At 36.6% G+C, this 15,831-nt stretch carries 11 protein-coding genes; 3 read left to right on the top strand and 8 right to left on the bottom strand.

From position 1 onward, the window contains the following. Position 1: 1 nt before the first annotated feature. Together MKX67_RS13220 and MKX67_RS13225 are read right to left on the bottom strand one after the other, a co-directional pair. On the bottom strand, positions 2–1,021 hold the full coding sequence (locus tag MKX67_RS13220) for an iron ABC transporter permease (protein WP_307313477.1): 1,020 nt from the start codon (positions 1,019–1,021) through the stop codon (positions 2–4). Further along, entirely contained in the window at positions 1,021–1,992 is a 972-nt protein-coding gene (locus tag MKX67_RS13225) for an iron ABC transporter permease (RefSeq protein ID WP_342489275.1), read from the bottom strand. Before MKX67_RS13225 ends, MKX67_RS13220 begins: the two co-directional genes overlap by 1 nt. A gap of 163 nt (positions 1,993–2,155) precedes the next feature. On the opposite strand from MKX67_RS13225, the gene MKX67_RS13230 reads away from it, so the two are divergent. Then, positions 2,156–3,124: an ABC transporter substrate-binding protein gene (locus tag MKX67_RS13230; RefSeq protein WP_307313474.1), complete on the top strand. Its 969-nt coding sequence runs from the start codon at positions 2,156–2,158 to the stop codon at positions 3,122–3,124. 47 nt (positions 3,125–3,171) lie between these two features. Here MKX67_RS13230 and MKX67_RS13235 read toward each other — a convergent pair whose 3' ends face one another. After that, positions 3,172–3,930, bottom strand: a complete 759-nt coding sequence (locus MKX67_RS13235; RefSeq protein ID WP_095373031.1) for a TerC family protein — start codon at positions 3,928–3,930, stop codon at positions 3,172–3,174. A 299-nt stretch (positions 3,931–4,229) separates the two neighbouring features. On the opposite strand from MKX67_RS13235, the gene MKX67_RS13240 reads away from it, so the two are divergent. Beyond that, positions 4,230–4,475 (top strand): methionine aminopeptidase, encoded by a 246-nt coding sequence (locus MKX67_RS13240; protein WP_095373030.1) that lies wholly within the window; start codon positions 4,230–4,232, stop codon positions 4,473–4,475. A gap of 306 nt (positions 4,476–4,781) precedes the next feature. Here MKX67_RS13240 and fsa read toward each other — a convergent pair whose 3' ends face one another. The 5 genes from fsa to ileS form a co-directional block, all read right to left on the bottom strand. Continuing rightward, positions 4,782–5,441, bottom strand: a complete 660-nt coding sequence (fsa, locus tag MKX67_RS13245) for a fructose-6-phosphate aldolase (protein WP_095373029.1) — start codon at positions 5,439–5,441, stop codon at positions 4,782–4,784. Between the two features lie 75 nt (positions 5,442–5,516). Next, on the bottom strand, positions 5,517–6,932 hold the full coding sequence (gene gndA, locus MKX67_RS13250) for an NADP-dependent phosphogluconate dehydrogenase (protein WP_095373028.1): 1,416 nt from the start codon (positions 6,930–6,932) through the stop codon (positions 5,517–5,519). 150 nt (positions 6,933–7,082) lie between these two features. Further along, positions 7,083–8,282: an FAD-dependent oxidoreductase gene (locus tag MKX67_RS13255; protein WP_157733962.1), complete on the bottom strand. Its 1,200-nt coding sequence runs from the start codon at positions 8,280–8,282 to the stop codon at positions 7,083–7,085. 118 nt (positions 8,283–8,400) lie between these two features. Further along, entirely contained in the window at positions 8,401–9,603 is a 1,203-nt protein-coding gene (locus MKX67_RS13260) for an MFS transporter (protein WP_342488299.1), read from the bottom strand. Between the two features lie 546 nt (positions 9,604–10,149). Further along, on the bottom strand, positions 10,150–13,212 hold the full coding sequence (gene ileS, locus MKX67_RS13265; RefSeq protein ID WP_342488300.1) for an isoleucine--tRNA ligase: 3,063 nt from the start codon (positions 13,210–13,212) through the stop codon (positions 10,150–10,152). A 471-nt stretch (positions 13,213–13,683) separates the two neighbouring features. On the opposite strand from ileS, the gene MKX67_RS13270 reads away from it, so the two are divergent. Further along, the gene (locus tag MKX67_RS13270) at positions 13,684–15,729 is read left to right on the top strand and encodes a molybdopterin oxidoreductase family protein (protein ID WP_095373025.1); all 2,046 of its coding nucleotides are present in this window, start codon (positions 13,684–13,686) and stop codon (positions 15,727–15,729) included. The last annotated feature ends 102 nt before the right edge of the window (positions 15,730–15,831 follow it).

The raw sequence follows: 15,831 nt of genomic DNA on the forward strand, positions 1-15,831 counted from the left end.
TTTAGCTTTTAATTAATAAATAAATAAAATAAGGTGCGCCAATTGCAGAAACGACTAAGCCAATTGGAATTTCTGAAGGTGCTAAAATGGTACGTGAAACAAGATCTGAAAAGAGTAGTAACACCGCACCGACTAACGCTGAAACAGGTAATAAAATTTCATTTCTTGGCCCTACGAGTTTTTTCGCTAGTTGAGGAGCCACTAAACCTAAGAATGAAATGCCTCCACCAACAGCCACACAAGAACCAGCTAGCCCAACAGCAAGTATTAATAACCATTTTCTTTGACGATTGACATTGACACCTAAGCCAGTAGACATCGCATCTCCTAGTGTAAGAACATTTAAATACCTCGCCTTGAATAACACAATGGGTAACAGCACAATTAACCATGGTAAAAGAGCATAAGTATAACTCCAACTCACCCCAGAAATATTACCCGATAACCAAACAGTTGCTTGTGTAAAGGAACGGGGGTCCATTTTTAATTGGAGGATAATAATTAAAGCAGAAAAAGCCGCATTAATACCTATACCTACTAAGATTAACCTTATAGGTGTAACACCAGAAGACTTTTTCCACGAGAAAATATAAATCAAAAATGCTGCAAGCAGCGCCCCACATAATGCAAATATAGGAAGAATAAACAGTTGTAATAACTCAGATTCAAATCTGATACCTTGTGTAAAAAAGATAAACAAAATTACAGCAAATCCAGCACCACTATTAATACCTAATATCCCCGGATCTGCTAGACCGTTTTGAGTCGCACTTTGTAATATCGCACCAGAAACAGCCATACCAATACCAATTAAAATGGCTAGAACAATCCTTGGTAAACGAAATTCGAAAAGAATTAAGTCATATTGACCAGGTGTAGAAGATAAAACACTATTGAAAATAGCAACGGGTGAAATAAAACTGGCTCCAAAGCTCAAACTAGCAATGAAGAGTAAAGCTAATAATATCGTTAGAAAGAATACAACCACTTTCCATTTTTGTTTCCTAGATTTATACATCATTATCTTCCCCCTTCCCTTCTTGCTAAATAAAGAAAGAAAGGTACGCCGATCAATGCCATGATGGCACCAACTGGTGTTTCAAAAGGAGGATTTATCATTCTCGCACCAATATCCGCTAACACAAGTAGTAGACCACCTAATACTGCTGAGCAAGGAATGATTAAGCGGTAATCTGTTCCAACTAAAAACCTAATCATATGTGGGATCACGAGCCCCACAAATCCAATCGTACCCGATATAGAAACTGCTGCTCCAGTTAAAAGCAAAACAACTATAAAACCAATTGTACGTATCAAACCTGTCTTTTGCCCTAGTCCGATAGCTACATCTTCTCCCATACTTAAAACAGTAATGGAACTGCTAATCATAATTGCTAGGATTATACTTATAATAATAACAGGAATAGCAGGAACTACACTTTCCCACTGGATACCAGCCACACCACCTGCATACCAAAAGCTTAAATCTTTTGCGACATTAAAGTGAATAGCAGTTGCAGACGAGATAGAACTTAAAAGAGCCGTAATAGCAGAACCTGCAAGAGCCAGTTTAACAGGAGTCAGCCCATTTCGTGATAGCATTCCGACACCAAAAACAAGCCCTGCTCCAATGCTTGCACCGATAAAAGCAGCAAACATAGTTCCAATTGGACTTAAAGTGGTAAATAAGGCTAAAGCAACTGCAATTGCAAATGTAGCGCCAGAGGTAACCCCCATTATAGATGGTGAAGCTAGTGGATTTCTTGTCATCCCTTGCATAATTGCTCCGGCAATGGCAAGTGCAGATCCAACTAGTGCTGCTGCCACTACTCGAGGCACCCTTAAATTCATAATAATTTGATGTGTCGTTTTAGACGGGTCATATGATACAACACTTTCCCATACAGTTGAAAGATTAATATTCACTGCACCAAAAGCAATGGAAGCAGCCATCGATAAACAAAGGATGATTGTACCAAATGTGACGATCATAATCGCAAAAAAACGATTTCTACTCGTGTTTGTTCCATTAAGTAAAGCCATTATGTATCTCTCTTTCATCAAGTTGTGCAAGAAATATCTTGTAATCGATAGTGATAATTGTTATCATTTGCATAGGCTAATTATATCATAGTTCATTTAGGAGGTTAACATCTTGTTTTCATTTCACAAGAAAAAAAACTTATTATTAATTGCTACAATTACAACATCTCTTGCCCTTTTTGGTTGTGGTAATGAGGATGCTGAAAATAGTAACAATGACTCAAACCAAGCAGCTGAGCAAACCGAGGATCGTGTATTAACTGATGCATTAGGAAACGAAGTAACAATTCCTGCTAATCCTGAACGAGTAGTTGCTACATACTTAGAAGATCATCTTGTCGCTTTAGGCATTACACCTATTGTACAATGGTCAGTTGCTAACGGCAAACAAGAATACCTTCAAGAATATTTAAAAGATGTACCTACGATCGCTCATGATTTACCTTTAGAAGCGGTATCTAGTCAAAATCCAGATTTAATCATTATGGATGGAGCAGGTATGGTTGAAGGTGGTAAATATGATCAATATGCGAAAATTGCGCCAACTTACGTGATTGGTGAAGAAGAAAATAGTGATTGGCGTACAGAACTTGAAACAGTTGGTAAAATCTTCGGTAAAGAAGATAAGGCAACTGAAGTTCTTAAAGAGTACGAAGATAAAGCAGCACAAGTTGAAGAAGAGCTACAAAAAGATCATGCTGGTGAATCTGCTGCAGCTATTTGGTTAGTGAATAACAGTTTATTTGTCGTAAGCAAGGATCTTTCTGCAGGTGATGTAATTTATAATGATCTAGGTATGGCAGTTCCTTCTGTCGTTGAAGAAATTTCAGCAGATGCTACTGGGAACTGGTCTGCGATTTCTTTAGAAAAATTAGCAGATATGGATGTGGACCACCTATTCTTTATTAATAGTGATGGTGAAGGAGCAGAAGTCTTATCTGACCCTTTATGGGCAAATATTCCGGCAGTAAAAAATGAGAATGTGTATGAATTCTCTAGAGACACAGGGTGGTTATACACTGGAACGATAGCGAATACACAAATCATTGAAGATGTGGAAGAAACTATTCTTAATAAATAAGACAAGCAAAAAGGCTAAGTTTTCCTTTTGGAATCTTAGCCTTTTTCTTATGCCACGTGATCATGTCCACCTTGTTTATTATGATAAATATGAACAAAAAATGTGATAACGAAGGCTGCAATGATAATACTAAAAAATAATATATGTCCAATCTCTATATGGAACACACTTAATAACATTTTAATTGCAATGATTCCAATAAGAATAAAAGCTGTTGTCTCTAACTCAGGAATCTTATCAATTAGCACTAAAAATAACTTAGCTACTGTACGCATCATTAAAATACCAAGCATACCTCCAATTAACAAAATCCATACTTTATCTGAAACAGCAAAGGCAGCCAATATACTATCTACAGAAAAAGCTAAATCCATTAACTCTACTGAAATAACCGTTCCCCAAAAAACACCAAAAGTACGAATCATCCAACTGTCTTTCTTTACTCCGTCGATATCTTCTTCAGGGGTTTTAAACCAAAATTGTTTAATCACTAAATAAGCTAAATAAGCAGCTCCAAGTACTTTAATCCACCAAAATTTAATCAGCCACATACCTAAACCGATAAATAAAAATCTGAAAAAATAAGCGCCAATTAAGCCATAAGTAAGTGCTTTTTTTTGCTGCTCCTTCGGCAAATGCTTAACCATAACGGCTAATACCAATGCATTATCAGCTGATAATAGACCTTCTAGGACAATGAGTGTGCCTATATAACCCCAAGAAACAGGATCTGTAAGAACCTCTTTCCACATTGACCAATCAAAAAATGATGCATAGGTGGATAACAACTGATTTAATACTTCCATTGACAAGACTCCTTTAAATGAATTGAACCTATTATACTCTTCTATTATATCAAATAGATTCGCTACCCGAAAGTTTCGTTAATCTAACAAAATATTTTTCATTTCCTCTCATAAAGTATGAGCAAAAATAATTCTTTTTAATATAATAATTAACAGAAATGGTTACAAACTTTTGCACCCTATAAGATGTACGGGTATATTCAAGACCTTTCATAGTTGAAGCATGAAGTTTAACAGTAGTTTGTCTAGCATCACGACAATTTATCGCTTCATTAAAAAGCGATGCAGAGGTGAAGCCGATGAGTCTAGGTAAATCTTTTAATCAATGGAAAAATGCACGAGAACATAAACATTTAGAAAAGATGAAACGAAGTAATAGATGCCCAGAATGCTACGGACAAGGCTTTTTATTATATCCTAGCCTTATGTACTCCCTACATTCTGATACACTCTTTTGTCCAGGATGCGAAGGAAGTGGTCGTTTCAATGATTGGGTGACTATTCAAGAAAGAGAAAAGCACACAGAGGATGAACAAGTCGAATAACGAAACTTCTACTGAGCAACACAAGTCGAATGTTGAGTGCCTTTAATTATTTGGCAAAGAGTTTTGTATAAGTTACTGCCATTGCCTTTAACTGGAAAGCGTGAATGGACAGAGAAAAGGATGTTTTTCAGCTATATATTCCCATTTCATTATCGAAGTATGCACACATACTCTTTTTAGCTCTGCTCTAATTACTAGGTAACACATTCTCCTCACGCACTATCAATTAATTTTCAATATCAGTATAGAACAATAGACCAATCAAAAAGCCCTCTCCTAAAAATGAAGGAGAGGGCTTAAAAAAGCTTATACTGTTTTCCAATCAGCAGCGAACTTTTCCATCCCTTGATCTGTCAATGGATGCTTCGTTAACTGCTCAATTACTTTATACGGAATTGTCGCAATATGAGCGCCTGCTAATGCAGCTCTTGTGACATGATCCGGATGTCTAACAGATGCAGCAATAATTTGAGCATCTATTTGATGAATACGGAATAACTCAGCAATTTTAGCAACAAGGTTAATCCCGTCTTCTGAGATATCATCAAGTCTGCCTAAGAATGGTGAAACATAAGTAGCACCAGCTCTTGCAGCAAGTAATGCTTGGTTCACAGTAAAGATTAATGTGACGTTTGTTTTAACACCTTTTTTGGATAAATATCTTGTTGTTTCGAGGCCAGCCATTGTCATTGGCACTTTAATAGTAATGTTCTTATCACCATTATTTATCTTAATCAGTTCCTCAGCCTCTGCAATCATTTGTTCAGCTGTTTCTGCGGAAGGAGTGACCTCAGCAGATACTGATTCTAATTCTGGAACAGCTTGAAGAATTTCCTCAATTCTTGTTTCAAACTTAATCCCTTCTTTAGCTACAAGTGAAGGGTTAGTTGTCACGCCTGAAAGGACACCTAACTTGTATGCTTGTTTAATTTCATCTAAATTTGCTGTATCTATGAAAAATTTCATTGTAAATACCTCCCTTTCTAGCTTCCTTTAACATTATACCATACTAAAGCTGGTAATCGTTTCTAGTTTCATTTGTTACTTTTCCATCCAATTAGTATGATACGTTCCTTCTTTATCTACTCGCTGATACGTATGTGCTCCAAAATAGTCTCTTTGTGCTTGCAGTAGATTAGCTGGTAATGTTGCCGTTCTATAGCTATCATAATAAGCAATAGCACTCGAGAATGCAGGTACAGGAATACCTTGTTCAATAGCAATAGAAAGAACTTTTCTTAATGAAGACTGGTAGCTTTCAACAATTCCCTTAAAATATGGATCCAATAGTAAATTTGCTAATGCTGGTTCACGATCATAAGCATCTTTAATTTTTTGTAAGAATTGGGCACGAATGATACAACCTCCGCGGAAAATCATGGCAATATCGCCATATTTTAAATCCCAATTCTTTTCATCAGACATTGCGCGCATTTGAGCAAACCCTTGTGCATAGGAGACAATTTTACTCATATATAATGCTTGTCTAACAGCTTCTATTAATTCCGCACGGTCTCCACTATAGGTGTCTTCTTTAGGTCCTGCAAGAATCTTGCTAGCATGAACTCTTTCTTCCTTCATTGCGGAAATGAACCTTGCAAATACAGATTCTGTAATAATCGGGAGGGGTACCCCAAGATCTAAAGCATTTTGACTTGTCCATTTACCTGTCCCTTTTTGACCCGCTTTATCGAGAATCACATCAACAAGTGGTTTGCCAGTTTCGTCATCTACTTTTGTAAAGATATCAGCTGTAATTTCAATTAAATAGCTATCTAACTCACCCTTGTTCCATTCTGCAAATGTCTCATGAAGTTCATTCGCTTCTAAACCAAGTACATGTTTGAGGATAAAATAAGCTTCAGAAATCAACTGCATATCACCATATTCAATCCCATTATGAACCATTTTCACATAATGACCAGCCCCATTTGGACCAATGTATGTACAGCAAGGATCGCCATTTACTTTAGCAGAAATAGCTTCAAAAATTGGTTGTACAAGGTCAAATGCTTCCTTCTTACCACCTGGCATGATTGAAGGTCCTTTTAAAGCTCCTTCTTCACCACCAGAAACGCCTGTACCAATAAAATGGTAGCCTTCTTCTGCTAATTCTTGATTACGGCGGATGGTATCTTCAAAATATGTATTACCACCGTCAATTAAGATATCGCCTTTTTCAAGATATGGCTTTAGCGATTCAATTGTCGCATCTGTCGCTGCACCCGCTTTAACCATTAACAAGATTTTTCTTGGTGTTTCGAGTGATTGAACAAAATCTTCAATAGTTTTAGCACCAGTAAAGTTCTTGCCCTTTGCTTCATTTTGTAAGAATGCTTCTGTTTTTTCATAAGAACGGTTAAAAACAGCTACTGAGAAGCCACGACTTTCTATATTCAAAGCAAGGTTTTTCCCCATTACTGCTAATCCAATAACACCTATTTGTTGTTTACTCATTTAATTGGTCCTTTCGTCTTTCATTTTTTCTTGACTGATACTTTAGTCAAGAATAGAATAACCCTCATCTGTGATTATACAAAACGATAAGGGTGATTACAATCAATCCTATTATTGAACAAACTGTGTGAACTTTCTCACTATATCACTCTAATGATAGTATAGTTCCATACCGTTTGAGTCTCCATTGACAATGAATTTCTTCATTAAATCCGATAGAATCATACTATATACCGTGCCATTGCCGCCATATGTGAGAAGATAATAGGCGTTTGAGTAATTCGGATGTCGTTTGATCATAGGTAAGCCATTATGAGTCTCTCCAAAAAAGCCTGTCCAGTAATAGACAGGTTCTAATTTACCCTCTAACGTGGGGAATAACAAAAATAATTGTTTTAATAATTGATCCCTTTTCTGGACTAACATCCCATCTCTTTTTTTAGAGTCTGAAGTTTTCTCATCAAGACCTCCAATAATGATTCTTTTATCTAATGTACGGCGCAAATATAAATATGGTCTGGCAGTTTCCCAAATTAACATATCTTCTGGCCATTGATAATCAACTGGGTTAGTAGCTAAAGCGTATGAGCTTACAATCATTCCGTTCTTTTCAGCTATATCACTCTGCGCTTCATACCCTGTAGCATAAATTACATATTTCGTTTCAATTACGTTTTTATTATCAGTATATAATTCGACCGTATTTTTCCCCCATTTTTGACCTACAATTTCACTTTCTTCAAAAACGTCCACCCCTTTTTTACTAGCCGCACTTAGTAAATAGTGAACATTTTTAAATATATTAATCTCAGCGTCTCCTTCAGTAACAATGGCACCTTCTTTTTCAAAGGACCAACTATCTCTCATATCTCTCCTTGACAAAAAGCGCACAGGAAACTGATGTGCTTGTAAATTGGCAAACTCTTTTTTCAGCATTGTTATATCTTCACTTTTAGAAGCAAAATATAAGCTTTTTCTTTTTAAAAAATCGGGATTATCTTCTAAAGTAGGCAAAATGGTGTTTTCATAATTAGATATTGATCGAAAGCAGTTCTGTAAATGCATTTTCGCTTTCCTTATGCCAAAAGAGTTAATATAAGATGTAAATGATTTATCATTACTAAATTGTAGTAATCCAGTATTTGCCGAGGAACTACCCATACCGATTTTTCGTTTATCAATGACGATTGTTCGGATGTTTTCTTTCGCTAATTGGTAAGCAAGAAAAGCCCCACTCGAACCACTGCCAATGATACACACGTCACATTTCTTATTCTCTTGCAAGCTGCCATACTTTTTCACGTTGTTCATAGTAATGGGCCAATATAATTTGCCAGTTTTTAAATTCATTGTCATTATCCTTTCATCAACCTATAGAAGGTCATGACATTACTTTCCCCATAAAATATGTATAAGAAACATGATAAGAAAGAAAGTAATGACAAAGAATGGCCATGTCATTACTCATTTACGAAGCTTTTCTATTATGAGATGGCAATAGCGTTAATTTGGTTTTTCTTCTTATATGAGCAACAAAATAGAGCAGAAAGATAACGACGGCGAGTAAAGAAGATAGGATGTACATAAAACCGTATCCCTTTTCGTTTGCAGCAATACCAAGCAGTAATGCGCCCATTGCTAAACCCATATCCATAAAACTTAAGCTCATGGCATTAGCCGTCGCTCTTTTTTCTTTTGGTACGAGTCTAACAGCCCAAGCTTGGAATGTCGGTTGCATGACACCATATGCAATGCCATAAAAAACAGCGGCAATAAATAATGTTGAAACACCTTTTGCAAATGCAATCAGTAACAACCCGATAAATGCTGCAATTGTTGCGCTATATATTAAATAAGCATGTCCAAAGCGATCGAAAATCTTCCCTGAAAATGGGCGAATGATAATGAGCATCGCCACTAAGATGAGAAAGAATAAAGAGGTTTGTTCCCCAACCCCAATAGAACTTCCTAAGCCTTCAATAAAATTCACCACTCCAGCAAACGTAAAATAAAATAATAATACTAAAAAACATGGTAAAAAAGCGCGTGAATCAAAAGCGGATTCAACTATTGACAATTTACTAACTGTCTGCTGATTTATGTTTTGAGAAGTTTTAAGCGCCAGACTACCAATTGTAATCACTATAATAAGAATAAGAGAAAAGTACAAAACGGATTCAAATGAATAGACATTAATCATTGAAATAGCTAAAAAAGGTCCGATTGTTGTACCTACACTAGTAGCTAACCCAAAATAACCGATTCCTTCACCTAAACGGTGGTCAGGAATTAAATTTGTGGTTATAGTTGCTAATAAAGTAGTAATAAAACCGAAAGCAATTCCTTGTAGTATGCGAAGGATAGTGAATAGAACGATAGAGTTTGTGAATGTTGTCACAAAAATAAACACCAACATACCTATTAAAGATAGAATTAATAACGCTTTTTGATTCAAATACCGTAAGCAAAATCCTAAGAAAAGTCTAGATATAACAGCAGCAATCATAAATGCTGTAGTCATTAACCCTCCATACGTCGGGTTATCACTTAATGCAGTAACATAGATTGGAAATCCCCCTAACAAGGATTGTAAACTTAAAAAAAATAAAAAAGTAAGCATAAGGGCCATGATATACTGTCTGGTCCAAAGCTTGCCTCCTAACGTGTGCATGTTCAACCTTCTTCCTCAAAAAAATGAATATATTATATTTCGACTATCTAAGCAATTATAGCTTAAAATCCTCCAATAAAGTATAATCATTTTACTTATTTTTTTGTCGAAATAAAGTGAAAATTTTTTATTGTTTATGTAAGCGTTTTCATATATACTAAGTATTAGGCGGATAGCAAGTGTGGCTATCAACGTACTTGGCGAAGGTGGGGCCGGTATATTCAATGGTGATCATTTTATTTAGTACATATATAAAGGTTGTGATTAAGCTTGAAAAGAACTAACTTTTCGTATTTTGTTAAGAATAATGAATTTAACCTACAAGCCTACATCAATTATTTATTGTTGAAATATCATTCATCCACTATTCAAATTCAGTCGCATTCTCATCAGACGAAACTTTAATAGCTTAATAATCAAAGCCTATACTAAAAGGTTACCATTACACTTTTTGTAGGGAAATGGATACGTAAAGATGAATGGTTAAACAACATATCCCCCAGTAAAAATCACAGCCATCCGCCATTGGCTGTGATTTTTCATTGTTTAATGGTCTATTTTGAATTTGATTGTTTCTCCATCAACATCAAGATTTGTCATTTCTTCAACTTCTGCTAATGTAATGGTCTGGACAAGTAATGATTCTTGTACAAGCGCCGAAAACTTCTCTAACGCACTTAAAACCCTTTCATTGCCAAACATTGTTAGATGAATACGTAGTTCAACCGCTAACCCTTGCTTTTTTCGAGTGTTTTGCACTTCTCTAATTACTTCCCTCACTAACCCTTCCTGCAAAAGCTCTTCTGTTAATCCGATATCCAGTAGGACCGTACAATCTTTTCCTTCCGCAAATCTATATGGGTGTTTTGCTTTTTTCTCTACTAACACATCCTCATTTTCTAAAAAGAGCATTTCTCCATTTTTCTCTATGTTTAATATTCCATCCATCAGTAACCTATCTTTTTCATGGACCGTTAATCCTTTTATTACTTGCTCAATCATTTTTACTCTTTTACCGAATTTTTTGCCGGCAATTGCGTAATTAACTTTTAACTCAATCATCATGAATTTATTTACATATTTTTCATAAACAATGTCTTTTACATTTGTTTCATCTTTTATAATCTGTTCATAGGGTGACAAATTAACCTTCCCATTAACAGCACTTACGATTAATGTTTGAAGTGGCTGCTTTGTTTTGATATTAGCTGACATCCTGATCGATCTAGTGAGTTCAACAATTTGTCGAATAGCTTTCATTTCCGATTCTAATTGGATGATAGTCTTCATTTTCTCTTGTTTAGGGTAGTCAGTTAGATGAACACTACTGCCGACTAATTGTAAGTGAATCTCATCGGTGACGAACGGCATAAAGGGTGCAAATAATCGTGTTGATTGCTGAAGCACTTCGTAAAGAGTTGTATACGCTGCCCTTTTGTCGTGATCTAACCCTTCCTTCCAGAATCTTTGCCGTGATCGTCTTACATACCAATTACTCACATCATCCAAAAATTCTGCCAGTAATTTAGCACTTTTAAAAAAGTCATAACGCTCTAACCCTTCTCTTACCTCCGCAATCGTATGATGCAATCTTGAAAGTATCCATTGGTCAATGAGTGCAAATTCCTTGACTCGATGTTGCCTGAAGTCAAAGCCATCTATCTTTGCATACATATCATAGAAGGAAAAAACATTCCTCAACGTATCTACTATTTTTGATTTTGCTTGTTGAACGGTTTTTTTAGAAAATCGCTTATTATTCCAAGGGGCACTATCACTAAGAAGAGCCCATCTTAATGCATCTGCGCCAAACTCTTCAATCAACGATGTAGGATTTAGAGCATTCCCTTTGCTCTTAGACATTTTTTGTCCTTGTTCATCTAATATATGGCCAAGAGATAAGACATTTTTATACGGTGCAACACCTTTGTATAGGGTGGATACGGCCAGTAAACTGTAGAACCATCCTCTCGTTTGATCCACTCCTTCTATTACAATATCTGCGGGAAATTGTTCTTTAAATGGCGTGGTCTGTTCGAAAGGATAATGATATTGGGCATATGGCATTGAACCACTATCAAACCATACATCAATGACCTCTTTCTCTCGCTTCATTTCACCACCACAAGAACATCTCAAATGAATACGGTCAACATAAGGTTTGTGCAGATCGATGCGATCATCTACTTTTTCAATCGCTCTTTCTTTTAATTGTGCAATGGAACCTGGGGCACTTTCTAATCCGCATGTTTGACAAGTCCATACATTTAACGGCGTTCCCCAAAAACGATTTCTTCCAATATTCCAATCAACAAGTTGGTCAAGAAAGTGACCGAATCGACCATTCTTCATATGCGTTGGGTACCACTCAACCATTTGATTATTGTCTATCATTTTTTCTTTAACATCAGTTGTTCGAATGAACCATCCTTCCATCGCATAATAAATCAGTGGATTGTCACACCTCCAGCAATACGGATAACTGTGCTCATACTTCCTCTTGCTATAAAGTAGATTTTGCTGTGCTAACATTTGAATGATTGTTACATCACTTTCTTTCACTCTCTTATTTGCTAGCGGGGCAACTTGTTGAACATACCTCCCTTTCTCATTCACGACTTGAAGAAAATCTAATCCATTTTCTTTTACAACTTGGTAATCATCTTCACCATGTGCAGGGGCAATATGGACTAACCCAGTTCCTGAATCATCCTTTACGAAATCCGCAGCAATTACAATATGCCCCTTGTTGAGCGGAACAAATGAAAATGGTGCTACATACTTTATACCTATTAATTCTTCACCTCGTATAAACTCGATAACTTTGTAACCTTCTTTAAGTACTGTTGAAACCAAGCTTTCTGCAACAATCAATCGTTCATTATTTTGCTCGACTTTCACATAACGTAGCTTAGGGTTTACCGCTACAGCTACATTTCCCGGTAACGTCCAAGGGGTTGTTGTCCAACAAAGTAAGTATTCATTTTCAGCCACTTTAAATTTAACTGTTGCTGAAAGGTCATGCACATCTTTATATCCTTGTGCGACTTCATGCGAGCTTAGGGACGTTTCACAATGAGGACAATACGGGACAACTCGATGCCCTTTATATAAACGCCCACCTTGATGAATGTGTGACAATATATGCCAAACTGATTCAATATACTCATTATCGAGAGTTATATAGGGGTTATCCATATCCACCCAATAGCCCAATAGCTCAGTAAACTGTCGCCATTCTTTTTCATATGTGAATACACTTTTCTTACACTCTGCGATAAATGCTTCTACACCAAATGCTTCAATATCCTCTTTGCTATGCAATTGTAATTTCTTTTGTACTTCAAGTTCTACAGGGAGCCCATGTGTGTCCCACCCTGCTTTTCTTAAAACTTGATGTCCCGTCATTGTTTTATAACGGGCAACAAAATCTTTTATCGTTCGACCAAGTGCATGACCAGCATGTGGCATACCATTTGCTGTTGGCGGGCCTTCATAAAAAACAAAGGATGGCGCCTCTTGCCTTTGCTGTATGGACTTTTGAAATATCCGTGTTTCTTTCCAATAATCAGAAATCTTCCTCTCCTTTTCCACATCTCGTTCTTTCATTTGTAAAGACCCCTTTCGATATCCATTCATATACGAAAAAAAACTCGATTCCTATACGTAGAATCGAGTTAAAATATCCCCTCTAAAAAACAAAAAAACCAACTGTAGTGGTTTGTATTTGCTCTCACTACGTACCATCATACGCGTCCAGGTTATCGGTTGGATGCCGTCAAAGCTTAGTTTCACTTCAGCTTTGCTTCTCAGAGAGGATTTTCATTGTGGTCTTAACGTCAGCCTCTCAGCAAATGGCTAACTCTCTTTGGATAAGATGTGCACAACTACTCTTTCTCGTCAACGAATTGAATAGAATTTAATTAATATGAAAGTATCATATGTTAATAATTATGAATTGTCAATAGAAATAAATATTTTATCATTGCAGGATGAAGAGAAGTAACCTATTATAATAATTATTAATAAAAACATGTTAAATAGACAATAAAGCTTGCCTAGAATAAAGGAGATAACAAAATGACGATTCACACCGAGAAAGAGGGCATTTTCACGTCCGTTTGTTCACTTGATTGTCCGGACCAATGTGGTTTACTCATACATAAAAAAGAGGGGAAAATCATTAAAGTGGAAGGCGATCCTAACCATCCTGTAACGCAAGGGAATATTTGCAATAAAGTAAGAAATATGGCTGAACGGCTATATGACCCGAAGAGATTAACTCACCCTCTCAAACGAACTGGTCCAAAAGGTAGTCTTCAATTTGAGGAGATCAGTTGGGATGACGCACTACAAATAATTACAGATAAATGGAAAGATTTAATTAAAACACAAGGTCCCGAGAGCATTCTTCCCTATAGCTTTTACGGTAATATGGGTAGAGTGGCTGCAGAAGGAATGGACCGCCGTTTCTTTTCCCGCTTAGGTGCCAGTAGACTAGAACAAACAGTTTGTCAAGCAGCAGGTAAAGAAGGTTACCGTTACACAATGGGTGGAGGCTTTGGCACTGATCCGGAAGAAACAAGTGAAGCCAAGCTCATCATCCTTTGGGGAATTAATGCTGTCAGTACAAATATGCATCAAGTTATCCTTGCCCGAAAAGCAAAAAAACATGGAGCAAAAATCATCGTGATTGATGTCCATAAAAATCAAACAGGCAAAATGGCTGATTGGTTTATTCCCATTAAACCAGGTACGGATAGTGCGCTTGCACTTGGGATGATGCATATCTTGTTCGCTGAGCATATGGTAGATGAGAAATTTCTTGAAACATATACCATTGGACATGAGCAATTACGAACACATGTAAAAAAATATACGCCAGAAGTAGTCTCGTCTATTACAGGGGTATCTGTAGATGATCTTTATCAATTAGCAAGAGAATATGGTCAGAGTACCCCTTCATTTATCCGGATTGGCAATGGCTTGCAACATCATGATAATGGTGGGATGAATGTACGTGCCATATCTTGCCTTCCTGCTCTAACAGGCCAATGGCTGCATAAAGGTGGTGGCGCACTAAAATCAAACTCTGGTTTTTTAGCTTTCAATACCGCGGCTATGCAGCGTCCCGATTTATTAGCAAATAAACAGACCAGATCGATTAATATGAATCTCATAGGCGAAGCTTTAGTACAAAAAGATAAACCTATCCGCTCCATGTACGTTTATGGTAGTAATCCGGCTGTTATTGCACCAAATAGTAATCTAGTGAAAAAAGGGCTTGAAAGAGAAGATTTATTTTTAGTTGTTCATGATTTATTCTTAACGGAAACAGCTCAATTTGCTGATATCATCTTGCCGTCTACATCATCATATGAGAATACAGATTTTTACACTTCTTATTGGCACCATTATATTCATTTGCATGAACCTGTAATAGAACCGTATGGTGAGTCACGGTCCAATCATCATGTTTTTCAACAGCTAGCACATTATATGGGATATACTGAAGATTTATTTAAGGATTCCGAAGAAGATTTAATCACATCCGCTTTAGAGAATACAAAGAATGAATATATGAAGGAAATTAATTTTGAGCGTCTAAAAGAAAATCGCTTTATGAAAGCAGACGTACGTCCATTACTTCCTGGCAAACTTAAGACACCAAGTGGAAAAATCGAACTTTATTCTGAATTAATGGAGAAGGACGGTTTAAATCCACTGCCGACCTACAATCCAATTGTAGAAGAAGGCGATGCGCCATTTTTATTCGTTCCAGCACCAAACCATAATTTTTTAAATAGTACTTTTTCAAATAATGACAAGCATATTAAATTAGAAAAACAACCAAAACTCCACTTGCATAACAAGGACGCACAAGCTTATCAAATTGAAGATGGAGATCCAGTAAAAATCTTTAATGATCGGGGAGAATGTGAGTTAACCGCTGCTGTCGGAGAAAACGTACTTCCTGGGGTTGTTGTTAGTCAAGGTCTTTGGGCTGATGAGCCAGGTAAGAAACAACTCGTTAATACCCTCACACCTGATAGAGTCGCTGATATGGGAGGCGGGGCGACTTTCTTTTCTGGCAGAGTGTATATTGAGAAAGTCATTAGTAATTAATCCTTTTGAGAAATTGGACAAATGTCAAAAATTACAGAATGGCTAGGACAAACTGTTATCATTGAACGTTTGTTCTAGTCTTTTTATGGTTCTTAAGGGAAG

This window comes from Cytobacillus sp. FSL W7-1323 (assembly GCF_038595015.1).
GTDB lineage: Bacteria > Bacillota > Bacilli > Bacillales > Cytobacillaceae > Cytobacillus > Cytobacillus kochii.